Below are 22324 nucleotides of genomic sequence, written 5' to 3'. Positions count from 1 at the left end.
AATATTATTATTTTTTTAAACCTCAAACTATCTATTTAGCATATTATAAAAGAGAGATTTACAGATTTTGCCGAATAATTTCACAAATAACACTCCATAACAAGATATTCAAACAATATATACATCAAAAACATTTGTTTATTAAATACCTTTTTCTAATCTCTATAAAATCGATAGGATTATTATAAAATTGTTGTATTTTAGCGGCAAATAATTTTTCATGGATTTTCAGATCGGTCTTGTAATTGCAGGTTTAGTAGTTGGTTTTATTGTCGGATTAACAGGTGTTGGCGGAGGCTCATTGATGACTCCTATTTTATTATATTTTAATATTCCGCCAACAACCGCAGTAGGAACCGATTTATTATACGCCGCATTCACTAAAGCAGGTGGTGTTTTTGTTCACAATAAAAAAGGCAATATCAACTGGAAAATTACAGGCTGGCTCACTCTTGGCAGTGTACCCGCTTCTTTAATAACATTATGGATTTTAAACAGCATTAAAACTGATATTGAAACTATAAATAGCGTTATTAAATATAGTTTAGGTTGGGCTTTACTATTTACCTCTGTTGCAATTATTTTCAAAAAAAGGCTTTTAAAGTTCTCTCAAAAACATGCTGGAGATAAATTCCATAGCGAAAGCACTACACAAAATATGCTGACAATAGGAATAGGAATACTTTTAGGAGCAACTGTAACCTTAACTTCTATTGGAGCAGGAGCTTTAGGAACTGTGACTTTATTTTTCCTTTATCCACTTTTACCAACACCTCGTTTAGTTGGAACTGAAATCGCACATGCTGTTCCTTTAACTTTAGTTGCTGGAATTGGACATGCGTCAATGGGAAATTTAGATTTAGGTTTGCTAGGACAATTATTAATGGGATCACTTCCTGGAATATATTGCGGAAGTATGTTAAGCGGAAAAGTTCCCGATCAGTTTCTTAGAAATGCGATTGCTGTAATGCTTTTCTTAGCAGGTTATAAATTGATTTTCTAATACATCATAAATAAAACAAAAGACCATTTCAAATTCAGAAATGGTCTTTTTTTTATGGATCAATTAATTCTTAAAACGCAATATCTGCTAAAGAATTACTTTCTAATATTTTAAGCGTATTATCGCGAACTTCTGTCATTAAACGTCGTGCCGCACAAGTTGATTCGTCGTCGCAGTCATCACATCTTTCGTAAAAATTATGACTCGCGCATGGCAGTAAAGCAATTGGACCTTCTAGAATTCTGTAGACTTTTGCCATACTGATATCCTTTGGATCTTTTATCAGATAATAACCTCCGCCTTTTCCTTTTTTAGCACCAAGAAAACCCGAGTTTCTTAACAACAATAAAATACTTTCTAAAAATTTAATTGAAATATGTTCGCTTTTCGCAATTTCAGCTATTTGTACCGGTTCATTGTTTTCACGTCTTGCTAAATAAGTTAAAGCTTTAATTCCGTATTTTGTTTTCTTTGAAAGCACTAATGTAAAATTTAGATTGCCGAATTTAATTTCAAATCAAACTCTTGCAAATTATTGAATAACAAAAGTATGCTTTTTGTTTGAACTATCACAAAGAATAAAGTTAAATTCTACTAAATCTATCAGATTACTTCCTTTTGTCCAATTAAATCTAAAGAATAAAAATTTTCCATATCTTGTTCTAAATCTTTTTTCTCCACCACATAAGTTTTAGAAAAAGAGTCATGCCAAAATCTTGCCGATTTACTTAAAAACGATAATGCTTCAAAAGGAATTAAACGACATAAAGTTCTAACGAAAATAATTCTGAAACTTGGTTTTAAACCATTTTCATCTACTACAACACTTCCAGTGACAATTTTCCCAATTGTTCTTCCAAAAAGACCTTCTAAAAACAAATAATAAAGCATTGCAAAAGAAAGATATGTCCCTACTAGCCCAAGGCTTATCATAATTTCTACCCAAACACTATAAATATCCCATTGAAAAACATTACCCATAATTACAATCACAAGCGTAAAAACAAATATGCTTACTGAAATAAAAACAAAATCAATAATACCATTAAAGAAACGATCACGATCAGATGTCAACAATTTCTTTTCCACCACATATGTAGAATTAGCCATTTTTTCACTTTGATTATTAAATATTCAAGATCCACAAAAATATACCTTTTAAAGTATTAATTACAAAAAATTACTACAAATAAGAAAAGCATTCTCTTTTTCCTGATACAAAAGATGATCTTGATTTTCAAAAATTAAATTTGAAATTCTGAGCTCTGAAAACCATTTATATTTTGGAATATTTGAATCCTTCTCTCCAAAATAAAGTTTGATTTTACAATTGGGAACTTCATTTTCAAAACGCAATCTTGTCGAAGAGACAGCTACTAACTCTGTAACTTTTAAACTTCTTAAGCAAGCTTTCCAAGCAATTGTTCCACCAATGCTAAAACCTAAAACTGCGGCATCTTCCCTTTCAAAATCCAGTAATTTATTTACTGCTTTTTCAATTCCGCCATTCAAAAATTGATTATGGATTTCCTTTTCATCACTTGAAGAATCAATCTGAGCTAATTTTAAAACATCATAATATTGAACATCAAATTTAATTTCTAAAATTTCGATATAATTCTGAATCCATTCAGGATTGCCTCCAAACAAATCTGACAGCAAAAGCAATCTTGGTTTTTTCATATGTTGCAAAACTAAATTAAGAAAAGTGGTTCTTTCAATAACAAAGAAAGGGCTATCTCAAAAAAATAGCCCTTCAAAAGTATTATATTTTATGTTTAAGCCAACGCTTGTTTCAAATCTGCAATTACATCTTCAACTGTTTCTAAACCAACAGAAACACGAACAAGACCTTGTGTGATTCCAACTGCTAATTGATCTTCTTCAGATAATTTGCTGTGTGTTGTAGAAGCTGGATGCGTAACAATTGTTCTTGTATCTCCAATATTTGCTGATAACGAACAAAGTTGAATTGAATTCAAGAATTTTCTTCCTGCTTCGATTCCGCCTTTAATTTCAAATGCGATGATGTTTCCACCAGCTTTCATCTGTTTTTTAGCAATTTCGTATTGCGGATGCGATTTCAAGAACGGATATTTTACGCTGTTTACATTTGGATGACTTTCTAAAAACTCAGCTACTTTTAAAGCATTTTCGCAATGTCTGTCAACGCGAACTGCCAATGTTTCTAAACTTTTTGAAAGAACCCAAGCATTAAACGGCGACAAAGCTGGCCCTGTATTTCTTGAAAACAAATAAATCTGTCTGATTAATTCTGCATCTCCAACTGTTACTCCACCTAAAACACGTCCTTGTCCATCAATTAATTTTGTTGCTGAATGGATAACCAAATGTGCTCCAAATTTAATTGGCTGCTGTAAATATGGCGTTGCAAAACAGTTGTCGATAATTAAAATCAAATTGTGTTTTTTAGCAATATTTCCTAACAATTCTAAATCGATTACATCAACTCCTGGATTTGTTGGAGATTCGGCGTATAATATTTTGGTGTTTGGCTTAATAAAACTCTCGATTGTTTCCGGCTTATTGATTTCAAAATAAGAAGTTTCGATGTTCCATTTTGGGAAATAAGTCATAAACAAAGCGTGAGTAGAACCAAAAACACTGCTTGCAGAAACAATATGATCTCCAGAATTTAACAATGCTGCAAAAGTAGAATATACTGCTGCCATTCCCGTTGCGAAAGCATAACCAGAATCAGCTCCTTCCATTTTGCAGATCTTTTCTACAAATTCAGTTGTATTTGGGTTACTGAAACGGCTGTAAATATTTCTTTCTTTTTCTTCTGTAAACGAAGCTCGCATATCTTCTGCATCTTCAAATATAAAACTTGACGATAAGTATAATGGCACCGAATGCTCTAGATACTGAGATCTTTCTAATTGTGTTCTAATGGCTTGTGTTTCAAAACCAAATTCTTCTGTATTCATTGTGTTGTTTTGTTTTTTTTGTTTTAACACGAATTGCACTAATTAGCACTAATTCTATTTTTATATAAATTTCACAGAGACTCTCAAAGGAAACACAAAGCTTCACTAAGAACCAAAGCGAATTTCATTTTAAGAGGTCAAAAGAATTATCTAATTTTCTAATTATCCAATTCTCTAATTAACTAATTTATAAAGCTTCGTTGTTCAAGACAACTTTGTAGTTAATGGTTGCTGTCGGTTCTACCGTTTTGGCAACTGAACAATATTTCTCAAAAGAAAGTTGTGCTGCTTTTTTTGCTTTTTCTGGATTGATTTCTCCTTCTAAATAGAAAACCACATCGATTTCTTTAAAAGGTTTTGCCTCTTCGATTTGCACTCGTGTTCCTTCAACCTCAGCATTAAAAGAAGTGATTTCCTGACGCTGTTTTTTTAAGATCGAAATCATATCAATAGCGCTACAACCCGCAACTCCCATCAATACCAATTCCATTGGACTTGCACCTAAATCGCTTCCGCCAAATTCGGCTCTGCTATCAACGTCAACTACGTGTCCGCGTTCATTTTTTACTTTGAAATGAAATGCGTCATTTACTCTGTTTAAAGTTACTTTCATTGTGTTGTTATTTTTTTGTTTTTTTTATTCTTGTCATTGCGAGGAACGAAGCAACCTCACTAACAATGACACAAAGCTTGATTTTGCAAATGTGATTGCTTCGTTCCTCGCAATGACAAACTGAATTTATTACCCTTTATCAGACAATCTCAAAATATCTCCGAAAACCCCTCTTGCCGTCACTGCAGAACCTGCACCAGCTCCCTGAATAACGATTGGACGATCTCCATAAGATTCTGTATAAATTTCGAAGAAAGAATCTGAACCTTTTAATCCGCCTAAAGCTGTATCTGAAGGTACCGAAACTAATTTTACTTCTAAATTTCCTTTGTCATTCTGCAAATCTCCAGACAATTCACCAATATATCTTAAAACGTGATTTGGCTGTTGCTCTGCTTTTATTTTAGCATAAATTGGATCGAACTCTTTTAATTTTGTCAAGAAATCGGCAGCGCTTCCTTCACGTAAGTGTTCCGGAATTAAATTCTGAATTGAGATTTCCTCAAACTCATTTTGCAAATCTAATTCTCTAGCTAAAATTAATAATTTTCTACCAACATCATTTCCGCATAAATCTTCACGCGGATCTGGTTCTGTATATCCGTTATCAATTGCTTCCTGCAAGATTTCGCTGAAAGGCGCATCTTTTGCAGAGAAATTATTGAATAAATAACTTAATGTTCCAGAGAAAACTCCTTTGATTTTCGTGATATTTTCTCCTGAAAGATGCAACAATTTAATCGTATCAATTAATGGCAATCCTGCACCAACATTGGTTTCGTATAAATAATTCTTTTGGTTTTCTGCCAAAGCTTTTCTTAATTCTTTGTAAAAACCATAAGTTAATGTATTCGCCACTTTATTTGAAGAAATCAAATCGAAACTGCTTTCTACAAGCGGAATATAATTTTCAACGAAAGTTGCACTTGCCGTATTGTCAATCGCAATTAAGTTTTCTAAATGATGTTCATTTGCGTAAGCAATAATATCTTTTATGGTGTAAGCTTCGCCTTTGGTTGCAATATCGTTTTTCCAATTGCTGTTAACTCCGTATTTGTTTAAAAGCAGTTTTTTAGAATTCGCTATAGCGAAAACATTCAGTTTAATGTCCTTACGTTTTTCAATTGCCGCAGCCGATTCTAAAATCTGATTGATTAAAGTTCCTCCAACTAATCCGTGACCGAAAATGGCAATGTTGATCTTTTTTGAAACTCCAAAAATCTCTCCGTGAATAACATTTAAAGCTTTGTTTAATTCCTCTTTTTTAACAACTAAACTCACGTTTTTACCTGTTACGGTGTTGTTGAATAAAATCGGAACAATTTTGTTTTTGATTAAAGCGGTGTATGGTTTGTGGAAAGTACTCAAATCTTGCCCGATAATCGATATTACCGATACATTGTCTGTTACTGTAATCTGATTTACATCTTTAGAATAAAAGTCATTTTCAAACTCTTTTTCTAATTCAACCATTGCAAGAGTTGCTTTTTCAGTTGCCACAACCAATCCGATTCCTCTTTCAGATGAGCCTTGAGAAATAATACTCACACTGATATTGTGATCTCCCATTACTTTAAAAATTCGGGCATCAACTCCAGCTTTTCCAAGTAATCCGCGTCCTTCAAGATTTACAAGAGAGACATTTTCTAATACAGAAAGTGTTTTAATTCCTTCTTTAGAAGAATCCGATGTAATTAAAGTTCCGCGGTTTTCGTGGTTGAAAGTATTTAAAATACGTAACGGAATATTCTTTTCTAACAAAGGAATAATTGTCTTTGCATGAAGAATTGTAGCTCCAAAATTTGCCAGCTCATTTGCTTCATTAAACGATAAATATTCGATTTTTTTAGCATCTGCAACCAAATCTGGGTTTGCTGTGTAGATTCCGTCTACGTGCGTGAAGTTTTGCAGTTCTTCAGCATTTAAATAATTGGCGATTAACGAAGCGGTATAGTTACTGCCATTTCTACCTAAAGTAGTTGTATCGTTGTTGTTGTTAGATCCAATGAAACCTGTAACTATATTAACCGTTTCTCCGTTATGTTCTTTAAAATAATTTACTACGTTTTTCTTTGAAAGCTGTTCTAATGGCTGTGCATCGCCAAATTTAGAATCGGTTTTCAGCAGATCTCTTGTATCCACAAAATTGGCTGGAATTCCTTTTTCCAATAAAATTGCTGTCAATAATTTAGCCGAAAGCAATTCACCTTTTGACAAAATCTGATCTTTGATTTTTTTGCTGTAATCTCCAATTAAACTTACGCCTTCAAAAAGTTTGTCTAAGACATTAAACTCTTCAGACAAATCAACCTGTGGATAATCTGATATTTGATATTTTTTGAAATTTTCTAATAATTCTTTGTAACTGCCATTTTTAGCCGCAATGCTTAAGATAAATTCAAGCTCATCTGTCGCATTTCCACGCGCAGATACTACAACGGCAATTTTTTCACCTTGATTTACTTTATCAGAAATGATTGAAACAACTTTATTAAGTCCTTCTCCGTTTGCTAATGATTTACCTCCAAATTTTAATACTTTCATTTTATTTCTTTATTGTTTCTGCCTTAAAAATGTCGGCAAGTAAATGATCTAATTGTTTGTACTCGATTAAAAAAGCGTCATGTCCGTGAACCGAATCAATTTCGCTATAAAAAACATTGTCTTTAAACTTCTTCAATTCTTCGTAGGTTTCTACGTTTTCTTTTGCTGTAAAAAACAAATCTGAATTGATTCCGACAATATGAATTGAAGCTTTCGTTTTAGACATTAAGTTTTCAAAACTTTCACTATTTCTAGTAATATCAATTGTTTTAAGCAACTGATTCATTAATTTATAAGAAGACAACTGAAATCTTTTCTGCAATTTTTTTCCGTGATGCGCCAGCCAGCTTTCTATATTAAAAATCAAAAGATCTTGATTGATGGTTCTTTGGAATTTTTCTTTGAATGATTCTGGCGAACGGTAACAAAGCATGGCGTGAATTCTAGCATCTTCGATTGGTTTTGAAGAATTATTTAGAATTTGCTCTTGCAAAAAGCAATTTGCGATAAGCCAGTCTGTCGATTTCCAGTCGCTCGCAATCGGAATAAGGTTTTCTGTAATGTTTGGTGCTAATGCCAAGATTTCCCACGCAATTCCGCCTCCTACAGAACCTCCAATAACAGCAAAAAGCTTTTCAATTTGTAAGGCTTTAATTCCTTCAATAAAAATTCTTGCAATGTCTCTTGCTGTAAAATCTAAATAGTTATCGATTAAGAAAGAGTTGCTTCCGTTTCCAGGAATATCAAAGGCTAAAACGGTATAAACAGCAGTATCAATGGTTTTACCTTCGCCAATTAAGTCATTCCACCAGCCGTTTTCGCCAGTAACTTGCGAATTTCCAGTTAAAGCATGATTAACCAAAACAATAGGCGCGCTGTGCAGCGGTTGTCCTGCAAGCGTAAAACTTAATGGTATAGAATGATAAGTTGCACCACTTTCTGTGATGAAATCTTGAATTATAATGGGATTTGGTATATTTTCCAATTTCAAATCTATTGTATTATTGACTTGTATATGGAAATATTAGAAAGAAAAACTAGGTTTAACTAGAAAAAATCTTGTTGTTATCTTTCCACGTTTGGCGTGGTAGAATGTAGCACCTTCTTCGTTTTACCGAAGGGTTGCTAAGGCTTCATCGGGTCTAATCCCTCGTCCTTTCTTTATAACATTTCAATACGTGTTTGAACTTAACGAGTGCAAATTAACTACTATTTTCTCTAACAAACAAATTTTATCTAAAAGTGTTTGTTAAATTTCTGAGACTTACTTTAGCAAAAACTATTATACGCAAAAATTTACCGAACAAAAATGCCCAGTAAAATTAAGCAGGTTTTACCCTAGTTTATGATGCTTTTTCCGTTTAGATAAAAAGCGTGTCATTTTCTTTTGAATACATCAAAAACAATAAAGAGTTTGGTGCTTTTTTCTCAGCTCCTTTACTTTCCTCTGTGATTCCAGCCTCAGTTATTCCGAATCTTGGGTGAGCCAATTCGTTTGTTGGTGGCGGATTATTTTTTCTAGTCCTTCTGTTTTTCAAATTTGAAATTTTTTCTGCTAAGTAGTTCAATGTGCTCATGATATTAAGTTTTAGTTAAGTTGTGTTTTATAATCTTTATTTCTCGTTTATCTTTTTGTTAAATCGTTTTCTGGAATAAAAAAACCCTTTTGGATTTTTAGATACCAAAAGGGTTTAAGTTTTTACACTCATATATACTTTTAGTATCAACAGACGTATGCGCAAATAAGCGCGACAGTAAACATCTTGTTCATCTGTAAGGATTTATTCATCTGTGATTTATATTGTATTTTATTTAAATTCTGCATTTGTTGTAAATTAAAAAGCCTCCCAAAATTTCTTGAGAGGCTCTTACTATATTATTATTGTATTCTTACAATTTTTTTAAGCAATAGAGACCCCCGTCTCGGTCTTAACCGAAATGGCACAAAACATTTTGTTGACTTTTAAGTTCATTTGATTTCTAGTAGTTTTTGGGTATAACAAATATGCAAATATTTTTTTTATTACACAAATTAAAATCAAGAATTTAATTACAAAATTCGTTGAAAATGTGTTTTTTAGCGTCAAAAAACATCCTACAAAAACGAAAACGAAATAATAAAGGTAAAAAACTTACAAAACAAGCTTGTTTTTCTTAATAATTCCATTTGACAAATCAGTTTATCAAAGAACCTTTTTCTTTTTTCTCTAAAAAATTACAGCCAAACAGCTTCTTTAGTCCTAATTCGCTCGACAATTTTCAGAATATCGGTTATAATTCCTCTCGAAATCGCCTGTTTACATGGCGGAGCACTCTGAATTACAATCGGAATATCGGCGTAAGATTTAGTATAAATTTCAAAAATAGTGTCAGAACCTTTCAATTGTCCGATTGGAGAAGCTGCTGGTTCTGAAATTAATTTGGTTTCTAAAGTGCCTTTTTCTAAATCAAATTCTCCTACATATCGAAGCACGTGATTTTCGGCTTGAGTAATCTTGGCGATTTTAAAAGATTTATCGACAGCGTCTTTGTTCAATACGCCATTTTTCTCCAAATGCTCTTCGGTTATAAATGGCTTAATTTTAATATCTGAAAACTCAAAATCTTTTCCTATTTCTCTGGCCAATATCAAAAGTTTCCTTGCCGTATCATTTCCTGAAAGGTCTTCTTTAAAATTTGATTTCATTAATCCCAAAAGGCTTGCGTCTTTTAAAACAGATGAAAAAGTAACTTCTTCTGATGAAAATCGATTAAAGACATAACTCAGATTATCAGAGAAAACACCTCGAATCTTTGTAATTTTTTCTCCCGAATAGTACAAATCTCTTAAGGTCTGTAGAACAGGAATTCCAGTTTCGACCGAAGTTTCATATAAAAACTCTTTATCATACTTTTTAAGATCTGCTCGCAGTTCTTTATATAAGTCAATCGGAAGCGTATTGGCCTTTTTGTTTACTGCTACAATATTGAATCCGTTTTTGATTAACGTATTATAGTGTTTTACCAATTCATCACTCGCTGTTGCATCTACGGCAATTAAATTTTCGAATTCATTTTCTTGCGCAAATTCGACAATATCTTCTACTTTAAAAGGAACTGCCAATTGTCTAAAATTGGTTTCCCAAGAATAGCCCACACCTTCTTTTTCAAAAAAAGCAACCGTCGAATTGGTTATAATAGGAAAATGAAAATCGACATTTTTGCTTTCGAGAAAAAAATCCTGACTTTCAATAATCTGATTAATCAAAGTGCTTCCGATATTACCAATTCCGAAAAGGATAATGTTTATTTTAAGCTTTGACATAATTTCTAACATTTTAATTTTTTAAAACCATATAAGGGATGTAAGTTCATTTAATATCCAAACGTTTATCAAGGTAGACGCACTGCAGTGCGTCTCTACAAAATGCACTTATATTTCTTATATGGTTTAAATTTTATAAAGATGCTTTTCATAAAAAATTACCTTTAGCAAAACCACTCGCTAAAGGCAATTTTTCAAACAAAAAACAAAAAAACCTAATTTTTATTGATGCTGAATTGAGAAAGCGAAACGCTCTCAAAAACAGTTTGCAGATCTGCAATTAAATCTTCGATATCTTCAATTCCAACAGACAGACGAATCAAATCTTTAGAAACTCCTGTTTCTATTTGTTCTGCTTCTGTCAATTGCTGGTGTGTTGTACTTGCTGGGTGAATAATCAGTGATTTTGTGTCACCAATATTCGCTAGCAGAGAGAACAATTTTGTGTCATCTACCACTTTTTTAGCCGCATCAAAACCTCCTTTTAATCCGAACGTGATAATGCCGCTTTGCCCTTCAGGAAGATATTCTTTAGCCAAAGCATTATATTTATTCGATTTTAGACCTGGATAATTTACCCAAACCACCTCATCTTGTTTTTCTAACCATTCAGCTAGAGCCAAAGCATTTTCACTGTGTTTCTTGATTCGAATTGGAAGTGTTTCTAGTCCCTGAATAATCTGAAAAGCATTAAATGGACTCAAAGCAGCACCAAAATCACGCAGCCCTTCAATTCGAGCTTTTGCAATAAAAGCTGCATTTCCTAAGGCTTCGTGATATACTAATCCGTGGTATCCTGCAGATGGTTCGGTAAATTCAGGGAATTTTCCGTTTGCCCAATCAAAGTTTCCAGCATCAATGATAACGCCTCCTAATGAAGTTCCGTTTCCTGCGATATATTTTGTTAAGGAGTGAATTACAATATCGGCACCATATTTAATTGGGTTTAATAAATAAGGTGTCGCAACTGTATTGTCTACTATAAATGGTACTTTGAATGCTTTGGCTTCTGCCGAAATTGCTTTTAAGTCTAGTACGTCTAATTTTGGATTTCCAAGAGACTCAACAAAGAAAGCTCTTGTGTTTTCTTTTGCTGCTTTGGTAAAATTTTCAGCTTTTGAAGGATCTACAAATGTGGTTGTAATTCCTAATCTTGGCAACGTAACTTTTAAAAGATTATACGTTCCTCCGTATAAACTGTTTGAAGCTACGATATGATCTCCTGCTTTTAGCAAAGTCAATAAAGTTGTTGAAATTGCAGATGCTCCAGAAGCGGTTACTACAGCTCCAATTCCGCCTTCGAGCGCCGTCAGTCGCTGCTCTAAAATATCGTTTGTCGGGTTATTTAATCTTGTATAAATAAATCCTGCTTCAGCAAGACCAAATAAATTGGCAGCATGATCTGCATTATTAAATACATATGATGATGTCTGGTAAATTGGCACGGCTCTAGTTCCTGCGTTTTTAGTTACGTCGTGTCCTGCGTGTAATGCGTTTGTTGCAAATTTTTGTGTACTCATGATTTCTTAGTTTTTTAGGTATTTTTAATACGTTTATATATTGTAATTGATTTTAATTTTTGAAATTGATTGAAGCTAAAATATCTTCAGCTTCTTCTTCAAGGTCATATAAATGAAACAGTAATGATTTCTGCGTTTTTATATGCTGGGCAGGATCATATTTTGGAGTTTCAGCTGATGTCTCTTCCGAATTATTATCTCTTAATAAGTATTGAAATGCGATTGTATTTATATCTAGTGTATTCATGATTTAAAATTTAAAATGTTGGAAATAAAAAAGCCCTTTCGGATGGCGACCAAAAGGGCTTATAGTTTAACTATAACAAAGATTGTCTCTTTCACTTTTGGCAACAGCAAATTGGGATGCACATTTGCATCATCTTACAACACATTATATTTCCTTTTGCTATTGTTTTCATTTTGATTTAAAATTTGAATTCGACTATTTTTTAAATTCGACTAATTCGATAGAGTAAATGTAGTAAGTATTTTTTGAACGACCAAATTAAAATTGAAATTTTGTACTATTTTTTTTGAAATTTCTTTCAAGCCTTTCAAATAAAGACTTGAAAGAAATTTATATAATTAAAATTTAAAGCTCAATCGGGCAAAACCAAATCTTCCGTTTAATCCGAATTGAGAAACTGCTCTTGAATACGCAAACTGATTCGCATTTGTTAAATCTGTACTTGGCGCTGGCGACAAAGTTGGCGTTGTGTTTGTAAAGGCAGGAGTTGCAGGATTATTTCTATCCGGATAAACATCTCCTATATTATTAACCCCAATTGTTGCTCTCAAATGCTCGTTGATCTGATATCCTAAAGATAAATCGGTAACCAATTTTGCGCTGTATTCTGGATGCTCGTACACAGAAGAAAATCCGTCTAGATTAACATCTGTTGCTCCTGGATCTGTAACTTTTCCGAAATAGCTGTTTCTTAAATAAATATCCAGTTTTTTAATATTGAAAGTTGTCATCAAATTGGCTTTCAATTTCGGAATAGCTTCTTCTAAATATACTCGGCTTGATTCTGGAAAGAAAGAATAAATATAAGGTTCTCCTCCTGCATTAACGATTGATTGCGGAATATGCAAATCGCCCACTCTTTTGGTTTCATTAAAGCTTAATGCAAAATCGTTTCTAATTGTGAAATCTTGAATTACATCATATTTCTGAGAAATCACCAAATCAATTCCTTTTGTTTCAGAATCGATTCCGTTTGTCCAGAACGAAGCTCTTTCTACACCTTTCAAATCAAATGCCTGCTGAAATAAAGTCAACGCCTCAGCCTGTTCTGGCGAAGTTGCCGCTGCGATCTGTGCATCTGTTGGTCTTGAATATTGTCCAGACAATACAATTCTGTCGTTGATTCTTGTAAAATAAGCATCAGTTGCAATGGTTATGTTAGCTTCAGGAATTTTGAATGTAAATCCTGTACTGATGCTTTTTGATTTTTCTGGTTTTAAACTTTCAATTCCAATACTTTTTGCTGCTTGCGAATCGTTTGTAAAATAGCCAACTTGATAAGGAGCACCATTTATAAACTGAGTAGAACTTGACTCAAAATATCTTTGCTGTAAAGAAGGCGCTCTAAAACCAGTCTGTCCAGAAATTCTCCAATTGATATTATCATTTAATTTTAAAAGAGAAGCCAATTTAAACGTAACCGTATTTCCAAAATCTGAATAATTTTCATAACGTGCAGCTCCATTTATAAGCCATTTTTCAGTAGCATTCAATTCTAAATCAACATAAGCAGCACCACTTTGTCTGTCTTTTTCTTTAGCATCTGAAGGCTGGAATCCTGAAAATCCTTGCGCTCCAGCTCCACGCTTGTTTCCAAAGAAGTCAGTTACAATTAATGGTGAATTGCTTGGCAGAATTCCTGAAACCAGATTTCCGTTTACATCATACAATCCGTAAGAAGCTTCTTCTCCTGCTTTTATTTGGTAGTTTTCATATCTGAATTCACCTCCAAAAGCAACATTCAGTCCAGCAAGAACATCGTATTTTCTACTAAAATCTAAATTGGTTGTGCTTTGTAAAAACGAAACTTTTCCGGCATCAAAACTAAATGGAGAGTTTGTTCCTAAAGTTGCATTGATGGTATTATTTACATCATAATTAAAAGAGTTTGTTCCTAAGTTGGTACTTAAATCAGTATCAAACCCAAATAATTGTGTATTTACTCCAACTGCTCCAGAAGCATCCAAAATTTTTGATTCAATTTCTGGCAAGAATCCGTTTTGGTACACTTGCGTAAAAGTCCCTGAACCGTTTGGGAGTCTATTAAATGCATATGATTTACCGCCTCTATAAGAAACACCTCCAAAAGAATACAATGAAGTGATTTCGCTCAAAGGATATTTAGCATTAAAATACACTTGCCCTGCTGCCAATTCCGACTGACCAACACTCATATTATAATCACTTCTCTGCTGGCCTCTGTAAGCTAATTCATTATTAGTTACATCAAAATTTAAAGCCGTCTGCATCTGCGTAATTGTTGAAGCTGATGCAATAGCGTTTTGCTGAGCTGGTGTAAAATAACTTACTTGCGGCGCATATTGTTTTAATGATGACAAAATCTGAGCTGAATTTGTAGTCGTATTAATATTGCTAAATAGCGAATTAATCTCTACTCCATCTTGCGCTGCTCTGTTTTCTACTGCATTGTAAGCATTAAAAATAGCATTACTTCTAATTCCTGCTCTGCTTGTGGCTTGTCTTGTTACGGCAGTTCCTGTAATATTTAAGAAACTTCCTGGCTTGCCTAATGAGGTTCCGTAGTTTAAATCGATTTGGGCCGTTTGTCCGTCTGCTCCTCCTTCAAAATTATTTGATCCTGAAGATAGGTTTGCTCCGTATTGAATTCCTCCAGTCAAATAATTAGCATTCTTTTTCAAGACAATATTAATAACTCCCGCAATCGCATCAGAACCGTATTGTGCGGCAGCTCCATCTCTTAAAACTTCAATTCTTTCTATGGCAAAAGATGGAATTGCATTTAGGTCCGTCCCAACAGATCCTCTTCCTGGCGATCCGTTTATGTTTACTAAAGCACTGGTGTGTCTTCTTTTTCCGTTTACTAAAATCAAAACTTGATCTGGCCCTAATCCTCTTAATTGTGCAGGATCAACGTGGTCTGTTGCATCTGCTGTAGATGTTGGGTTACTCGTAAACGAAGGAGCAACATAGTTTAAAATTTGAGTTACGCTCGTTTGCGGTGCTCCTTTTGTTATTTCTGATACGTTAAAAACATCAACCGGAACTGGCACATCTGTTTTTACTCTGTTTTTACTTCTTGATCCAATAATAGTAACTTCAGACAGTTCGTTGTTTTTTAAACTGTCTTGCTCTTTTTTATTGTCTTGAGCATAAAGTCCTGAAAATGTCACAAGACCTAAAACGATTAGTACATTTTTCTTCATTTCTTCTTTACTGATTAATTATTGTTTTTGGCTTAAAAAAAATCTTACAGGTTTCATTTTGACATAAAAAAAACCTCTGCGTTTCGGCAGAGGTTCTATTTATATATTTATTGAAAAATAATTACAATAGTGTCTCTGCGGATAACTCCGGCATCTTACAAGACATCATATTGCAAACTGTAAATTTCATTTGTTTCTTTTGTTTTAACGGCGCAAAGTTGCGAAGTATTTTTTAATCGACCAAACAAAAAACAAAATATTTTCTATTACCCTATCAAAATAGTATGCTACTGTTAAATTTCTGCTATAAAAAATAAAAAAAGTTGAACTTTAATTTGCAAATCAAAATGGTTTCATACCTTTGCACCCGAAATAGAGGAAAAATTTGAACTGATTGCAACCTCTTCATAATGAAATGATTTCGTTATGAATGCTGAGAAATTAATTTCAGCAGTAAAAAATGCTAAAGCAGATACTCTCCTTTAGCCCTTTTTAGCAATCATTTCCTCGCTTAAATTTAAAATTAATACATTTTTATTACATTATTATGGCTTATTTATTTACGTCAGAATCTGTTAGTGAAGGGCATCCAGACAAAGTTGCAGATCAAATTTCGGACGCTTTAATTGACAACTTTTTGGCATTTGATGCTGACTCAAAAGTTGCTTGTGAAACATTAGTTACAACTGGTCAGGTTATTTTGGCAGGTGAAGTAAAATCGAATACTTATCTTGATGTACAGCAAATTGCACGTGAAGTAATCCGTAAAATTGGATATACTAAAAGTGAATATATGTTTGAAGCGAATTCTTGTGGAATTCTTTCAGCTATTCACGAGCAATCTGCAGATATTAACCAAGGTGTTGACAGAGCTAAGCCAGAAGAGCAAGGTGCTGGTGACCAAGGAATGATGTTTGGTTACGCTACAAACGAAACTGAAAACTTCATGCCATTGGCATTAGATTTATCTCATAAATTATTACAAGAGTTAGCAATTTTAAGACGTGAAAACAAAGAAATCACGTATTTACGTCCAGATGCTAAATCTCAAGTTACATTAGAATATAGCGACGATAACAAACCAACTCGTATTGATGCGATTGTTATCTCAACTCAACATGATGATTTTGATGAAGAAGCTGCAATGTTAGCTAAAATCAAAAAAGACATTATCGAAATCTTGATTCCAAGAATTATCGCTAAAAACCCAGAGCACGCTCACTTATTTAACGATAAAATCAACTACCATATTAACCCAACAGGAAAATTCGTTATTGGAGGACCTCACGGAGATACTGGTTTAACAGGAAGAAAAATCATCGTTGATACTTATGGTGGAAAAGGTGCTCACGGTGGTGGTGCATTCTCTGGAAAAGATCCAAGTAAAGTAGATAGAAGTGCTGCTTATGCAACTCGTCATATCGCTAAAAACTTAGTTGCTGCTGGTGTTGCTGACGAAATCTTAGTTCAGGTTTCTTACGCAATTGGAGTTGCTGAGCCAATGGGAATTTTCATTGAAACTTACGGAACTTCTAAAGTAAACTTAACTAACGGTGAAATCGCTAAAAAAGTAGAAGCTATCTTTGATATGCGTCCTTACTTTATTGAGCAACGTTTGAAATTAAGAAATCCAATCTATAGCGAAACTGCTGCTTACGGACACATGGGACGTAAACCAGAAACTGTTACTAAAACTTTCTCTGCTCCAGGCGGAAACGAAAAAACAGTTACTGTTGAGTTGTTTACATGGGAAAAACTTGATTTTGTTGACCAAGTAAAAGCTGCATTTGGATTGTAATTCAATCTAAATCTTAAATATAAAAAACGGCTGTCTAAAATTTTAGACAGCCGTTTTTGTTTTCAACTATAATCAAACCTGACAAGTTTCAAAAACCTGTCGGGTTTCGTAATACGCTTAATATGTTCCGTTACTCATTTTAGTTAAAACTTCCTTCATTTGATTTGCAGTTTCTACATCAACATCACTAGTAATATATTTTACTGCTAAAACCTGTGTTTCGATAGCTTTTTGTGTCTGTCCATCTTTATAATACAATTGTGCTAAAGTGTCTAAATAGTACGGATTGTTTTTAGATATCACTAAACTATATTCAGACCATTTAATAGCGTCTTTTAAGAAGTTTGAGTTTTGTGGTTTTAATACAACTGTCCATGCCGCATTGTTACAAATGTCTGAATGGTACAGTTTAAATGAATTCCATCCATCATAAGAATAACTTGAGCTAGAGTCTAAGCCTCCAAAAATAGCATCTAATTTTTCTATCGGACTTGCTCCTGCCAAAGTGTTATCAAAATACGCACTGAACTCTTTCAAGTAAGTAGCATTAGAACCATCCTTTTCTTCAATCTGGCTTAAATAATAGAAGTAATTTCTGTAGGCATCAAAATTTCCTTTTCCAGATTCGATGATCTTTTTATAAACAGAATTGATTTTCTCTTTATTCATTTCGCCTGTAAGCCCGTCTTGAGAAGCATATATATTTTGCTGCAATGCATTAGAAACTTCAGAAACAGCACTTCCTATATTATGAATTTCTGGCGCACTATTATTGAATGCTACTTTATTATTCTCAATATCATCAGAATGTTTAAGCAAATAATCTATCGATAGAAAATCGGTATCATTAAGGATTTTATCTTGATTAAAAAGCTGTTTTGTAAAGCCTTGATTTTTGATTTCTTTTACAATTGTTTCTGCCAAAAACATATTGACATTTTTATTTTTTTGATGCGCCTCAATCAATTTTTTCCAAGTTTGAGCTACTACTTTTTGATCTAAAACTGTTTTTGTAATTACAAAATCAGCTGAATTAGAGTCGCTTACCCAATAATCTGAATCATAAGAAGCTTCTAATAAAACCGCTTTATTAAAGGCATTAATTAAATCTGCATCTGAAGCTTTTTTATTCTTTAGAACTTTATCTATAGACAAGAAAGCATTTGCTTTTTGAAGTTTTTTATATAAATCATTATAATAACCAAACTGATATTGCTGCGTTGTTAAATCTGATTTTGCAATGGCAAGCAGATCGCCGTTTCCGTTTAAAACCAATACGCATGGATCATTAGTTATTTTATTGTTTTTCAGCCATTTTTTATCATCGGCTCCAGCCAAATAATAATTATATGTATCATACAGTGCATTATACGAATCATACATATTATATCCAGTCTGTGTTTCCTGTTCTTTTACAAAAGCATCAAAACCTTCTTTTGCAGTTTTATTCTTGCTGTCAACCACAACAACCAAAAATTTATTGCTAGCTGTTTTGGTAGATTCTATTGCTTTTTTTAGGTTGTCTTCAATTTTTAACTTGAAATCATATTTAGTATAAGAAACAGTAGCATCAACAGGATACGCCGATCCAGCTACTGCGGCAGTGTCAATTAAATTATTTCCAACACTATCTACTGCAAAGCCTCCATAAGAATCTGAATCTTTCCCTGGATAAGTCCAGTTTGCAATACTTTGAATTTCTATTGGAACCACAGCTGAAGTCTTAGAAGGCTTCTGATCTTTTTCGTTTACAAATACCAAAGGATCTTTTCCTGATTGCTCAGAAATTTTCAATTCTTTTGTATTTTTATCAAAAGATCCGACAAGATTTAAATCGTTCAGAATTGCAAGATCATAGTTAATTGTTACTTCTGAAACATCTTTTGGCAAGGCAAATTTATTAACATCGCTTTTCCCATTATAGTCTTCGTAAACCAAATAAAGAAAATCAGTCTTATCTATTTCGAACTCTAAATCATCTTTAGTCCATTCAGGATCTTCTTTCGTTTTAATATAAGAAACTCTCTGGTATTGTACTGTTTCTGTTCCTTTTTGAGTTCCTATGTAAAAAGAGTAGTATGACGGATTCAAAAACTTAATCTTAACTTTTTTAGCATTTTTATCTTTAGCAAAAGAAAGATCAAATCTGTTTACTGTATTATTAGTACTTTTTAAGAAAACCAAAGAATCGCCTTTAATCTCATATCCTCCTGAATAAAAAACCAATTCGTACTTATTATCATCCAATAAATTCAATTTGATTTTTCCTCCTTTATTAGTAGATAAATAGGTGCCTTTTTCTATTCCATTTGTTTGAGCGAAAGAGATAGAAATTCCAGCAAACAGGAGCGATACACTCCAAATAAAATTGCGCATAACTACATTTTTGTTGTTAATAATATAGCGCAAAGATATTTGATTCTTCTTTAAACAAATCACAAAAGGTGATAATCTTGCAATTAAAATACTACAAATTATATTTCATTGAAAATATGATATAACGTGGCTGTACAGTATATTGAGAAACCCTTGTAGAGAATTGTGAGAAGCTGTCATCGTTAAGATATCTTGTATTCAGCAGATTGGTTGCCGAGACTTTATACTCCCATTTACTGTTCTTTTTTTGATAAATTAAACTAGCGCTTAAAAAATCATATTCGTTATCAACCGTTTTATCTCCATTATAATAATGGTAAAACTCATATTCCGAAACAAATGAGAAACTATTCAAGAAATAATAATCTAATCTAGCAAATGGTTTATCAGTGTAAAAAGTTGATCCACTGTATTTATTGACCAAAAGATTATAGCCAAATTCTATATTTGGAAGATTTTTATAATTTGTTGAAGCTCTTACTGTATAACTCTGAACAAAACTTTCTGTTGTCGACAATTTATTGTTTTGAATGTTATTAAATTTTGACCAATTAAAAGTTGCATTTGCAGAAGCTTTGTAATTCTTTAAAAATGAACGTCCGTAATTTCCCATTCCACTAAAAGTCTCATCGGCTAAATTGGAATTATAGGGAACAGAAGACTGATTAATTCCGTCAAAATTGGCTTTTGTTTTAATCGCATCTACTTTTCTTGTATAAGTTGCATTGGCAAAAATATTCTCAAAATTGAACATATTATATTTAAAATAACGAAGCGAATGAACTTGTGAAGTAGCATTTTCTAAGAAACGATTTCCGCGAAACAAACTGCTGTAATCAGATAAAACGTAACCAGCTGCCAATTGATTAATATCAGTAAAATCGTTTGTCAATGAGAAATTATAAGTCAAGGTTTCAGATTTTTTGATTTGGTATAAAGCGAAGAAATCCGGAAGCACTTTCGTGAAATTCTGAGAATAATCAGCTCCTAATTGTCCGTTTGTCATTTGATACGTATGAAAGCTAACTCCTGGCGTAAACGTAAATTTTCCTGTGAGGATTTTATAATGAAAACCTACAAAAGCATCATTAAATCTGTAATCAACATCATTATTATTTTCAACGTCATTCAAATCATTTCTTGTTCCATTATCTAACATTTGGAAAATGTGAGAATTGAAGTTCTGATACGAATACGTATTTCCTAACGTAATATTGAAATTGCTTTTTGGTGTAACCATATAATAATAATCCAATTTCGCATCCAATTTATTGGTTTTTACAAATCGGTCTTGATTATAATCATTTCTATTTTGTCCCGAAATGTATCCTGATAAATCAAAAGGAAGTGTTTGCAGGTTAGCATTATAAAATGGATTTTCATCTTGATATAAATGCTGCATTTCAAAAGCAAATATATTTTTAGCACTTTGAGTATAATACAAACTCAAATTCTGATTAACAGAAGTCGGATCTTGTTTTTTAGTTGTAAAAATATCTTCTGAAGTCGAAACATTTTGAACAATCTGCTCTCTAAATAAATCTGAATATTCTTCTTGTTTAGTAAGTTTGGTTAAGATATCGTAATCAAACTGAAATTTGTCGCTTGGCTTATAAGTTGAGCTTAATTTAAAAAGTCCCAAATTATTTTTCTGACTAGTATTTTCGTTACTTTTCTGCTGATCTCCAGAATCTAAAATTGTGGTTTGCGATTTGGTTTCCAATTCTGTTTTTGAAGTCGAAAGAATTCCAAAACCGCTTAAATTCCAAGCTTTATTAACTGAATAAGCAAAATTTGTTGCACCAAATTTTGTTTCAATTTCTTTTGCTCGATTATTTCGCAATAACGAAATTCCTAAATCATTAGAAGAGACATTAAAACTACTTCCTCCTTTTTTCATCACGTTTTTAAATCCTCCTGTAAACTTGAAATAATCTTGAGCCGTAAGAGGCAGTTCACCAATATTATTGAAATTGGTAATTAAATTGATACTGTATTTTGGACTGTAATAAAATAGTTTTGGATTAATGATATAACGACTGTCTAATTCCGCAACACCAATTCCTGCGGTTACATCTCCAAACCAAAAGTTCTTTTTACCTTCTTTCAGTTTGATGTTCATCGCCACATTTTCCTGATCATTTTCTAGACCTTTTAACTGGCTTACTTCGTTATAATTTCGTAAAACCTGAACTTTATCAATAGCATCGGCTGGAATATTTTTGACACCTAATTTGGTATCTCCGTCAAAAAAGTCTTTTCCTTCCACCATCAATTTGCTGACTTTCTTTCCTTCCACTTCAATTTCTCCATCAGCATTTACCTCAACTCCTGGGAGTTTCTTTAAAACATCTTCAAGCTTTTTTTCGGTTCCGGATTTAAAAGAATCAGCATTATAAACAATTGTATCACCTTTTATAGAAACGGGCATTTCACGAACAATCTCAACACCTTCCAATTCTATTCCAGCACCATCCAAAACAATGTTCTGATTCATATTTTCAGACTTTGTCGATACTGCCATTTCCTTAGATTTCATTCCTAAATAACTCACCTTGATCGTATAAGCTGTATTAGGTTTCAAAGTCAACTGAAACTTTCCTTTGTCATTGGTTATCCCATAAGAATCCATCGCTTTTGTGCCATTATTAATAGCCATAATATTGGCCATTTCTAACGGATTTTTCTGTTCGTCCTGAATCAAACCATCAAAACGAATACTTTGCGAAAAAGAAATAGAAGTAAAAAGTAAGGCAAATACAAAAAGTATCTTATTCATTATA

Annotated in this window: 16 protein-coding genes and 1 riboswitch; of the genes, 2 read left to right on the top strand and 14 right to left on the bottom strand. The window is 32.9% G+C overall.

The features are described 5' to 3' along the window. Positions 1-220 precede the first annotated feature (220 nt). Positions 221-1003: a sulfite exporter TauE/SafE family protein gene (locus PQ463_RS20420; protein WP_111379420.1), complete on the top strand. Its 783-nt coding sequence runs from the start codon at positions 221-223 to the stop codon at positions 1001-1003. A 70-nt stretch (positions 1004-1073) separates the two neighbouring features. On the opposite strand, the gene PQ463_RS20415 is transcribed toward PQ463_RS20420, so the two are convergent. From PQ463_RS20415 to PQ463_RS20360, 12 genes are all read right to left on the bottom strand, one after another. Then, on the bottom strand, positions 1074-1484 hold the full coding sequence (locus PQ463_RS20415) for an RrF2 family transcriptional regulator (RefSeq protein WP_008466594.1): 411 nt from the start codon (positions 1482-1484) through the stop codon (positions 1074-1076). 122 nt (positions 1485-1606) lie between these two features. Then, entirely contained in the window at positions 1607-2113 is a 507-nt protein-coding gene (locus PQ463_RS20410; RefSeq protein WP_274255244.1) for an RDD family protein, read from the bottom strand. 60 nt (positions 2114-2173) lie between these two features. Further along, positions 2174-2686, bottom strand: coding sequence for an alpha/beta hydrolase (locus PQ463_RS20405; RefSeq protein WP_274255243.1), 513 nt, complete (start codon positions 2684-2686; stop codon positions 2174-2176). A 95-nt stretch (positions 2687-2781) separates the two neighbouring features. Further along, a complete protein-coding gene (locus PQ463_RS20400) occupies positions 2782-3954 on the bottom strand; it encodes a trans-sulfuration enzyme family protein (RefSeq protein WP_274255242.1) in 1173 nt (390 codons plus the stop codon). Positions 3955-4141: 187 nt separating this feature from the next. After that, the gene (locus PQ463_RS20395) at positions 4142-4567 is read right to left on the bottom strand and encodes an OsmC family protein (RefSeq protein WP_111426103.1); all 426 of its coding nucleotides are present in this window, start codon (positions 4565-4567) and stop codon (positions 4142-4144) included. Positions 4568-4696: 129 nt separating this feature from the next. Next, the gene (gene thrA / locus PQ463_RS20390) at positions 4697-7111 is read right to left on the bottom strand and encodes a bifunctional aspartate kinase/homoserine dehydrogenase I (RefSeq protein ID WP_274255241.1); all 2415 of its coding nucleotides are present in this window, start codon (positions 7109-7111) and stop codon (positions 4697-4699) included. Position 7112: 1 nt separating this feature from the next. After that, complete coding sequence (locus tag PQ463_RS20385; RefSeq protein ID WP_274255240.1) at positions 7113-8096, bottom strand: alpha/beta fold hydrolase; 984 nt, start codon at positions 8094-8096, stop codon at positions 7113-7115. 77 nt (positions 8097-8173) lie between these two features. After that, a riboswitch (SAM riboswitch) is annotated at positions 8174-8281 on the bottom strand. A gap of 191 nt (positions 8282-8472) precedes the next feature. Next, positions 8473-8688 carry a hypothetical protein gene (locus PQ463_RS20380; RefSeq protein ID WP_274255239.1) on the bottom strand — a complete coding sequence of 72 codons (216 nt, stop codon included), beginning with the start codon at positions 8686-8688 and terminating at the stop codon, positions 8473-8475. A gap of 638 nt (positions 8689-9326) precedes the next feature. Then, positions 9327-10415: a homoserine dehydrogenase family protein gene (locus PQ463_RS20375; protein ID WP_274255238.1), complete on the bottom strand. Its 1089-nt coding sequence runs from the start codon at positions 10413-10415 to the stop codon at positions 9327-9329. 215 nt (positions 10416-10630) lie between these two features. Then, a complete protein-coding gene (locus PQ463_RS20370; RefSeq protein ID WP_274255237.1) occupies positions 10631-11935 on the bottom strand; it encodes an O-acetylhomoserine aminocarboxypropyltransferase/cysteine synthase family protein in 1305 nt (434 codons plus the stop codon). A 52-nt stretch (positions 11936-11987) separates the two neighbouring features. After that, on the bottom strand, positions 11988-12182 hold the full coding sequence (locus tag PQ463_RS20365; RefSeq protein WP_274255236.1) for a hypothetical protein: 195 nt from the start codon (positions 12180-12182) through the stop codon (positions 11988-11990). Positions 12183-12520: 338 nt separating this feature from the next. Further along, the gene (locus PQ463_RS20360) at positions 12521-15367 is read right to left on the bottom strand and encodes a TonB-dependent receptor plug domain-containing protein (RefSeq protein ID WP_274255235.1); all 2847 of its coding nucleotides are present in this window, start codon (positions 15365-15367) and stop codon (positions 12521-12523) included. Between the two features lie 547 nt (positions 15368-15914). Here PQ463_RS20360 and metK point away from each other — a divergent pair. Further along, complete coding sequence (metK, locus tag PQ463_RS20355) at positions 15915-17165, top strand: methionine adenosyltransferase (RefSeq protein ID WP_057117586.1); 1251 nt, start codon at positions 15915-15917, stop codon at positions 17163-17165. 117 nt (positions 17166-17282) lie between these two features. Here metK and PQ463_RS20350 read toward each other — a convergent pair whose 3' ends face one another. Further along, positions 17283-19541 carry a hypothetical protein gene (locus PQ463_RS20350; RefSeq protein ID WP_274255234.1) on the bottom strand — a complete coding sequence of 753 codons (2259 nt, stop codon included), beginning with the start codon at positions 19539-19541 and terminating at the stop codon, positions 17283-17285. Between the two features lie 91 nt (positions 19542-19632). Beyond that, positions 19633-22320, bottom strand: coding sequence for a carboxypeptidase-like regulatory domain-containing protein (locus PQ463_RS20345; RefSeq protein WP_274255233.1), 2688 nt, complete (start codon positions 22318-22320; stop codon positions 19633-19635). Positions 22321-22324: the final 4 nt, after the last annotated feature.

The organism is Flavobacterium sp. KACC 22763 (assembly GCF_028736155.1).
In the GTDB taxonomy this organism is placed as follows: domain Bacteria; phylum Bacteroidota; class Bacteroidia; order Flavobacteriales; family Flavobacteriaceae; genus Flavobacterium.
The sequence above is the reverse complement of the archived record's forward strand: the minus strand, read 5'-3'. Positions and strand labels throughout refer to the sequence as shown.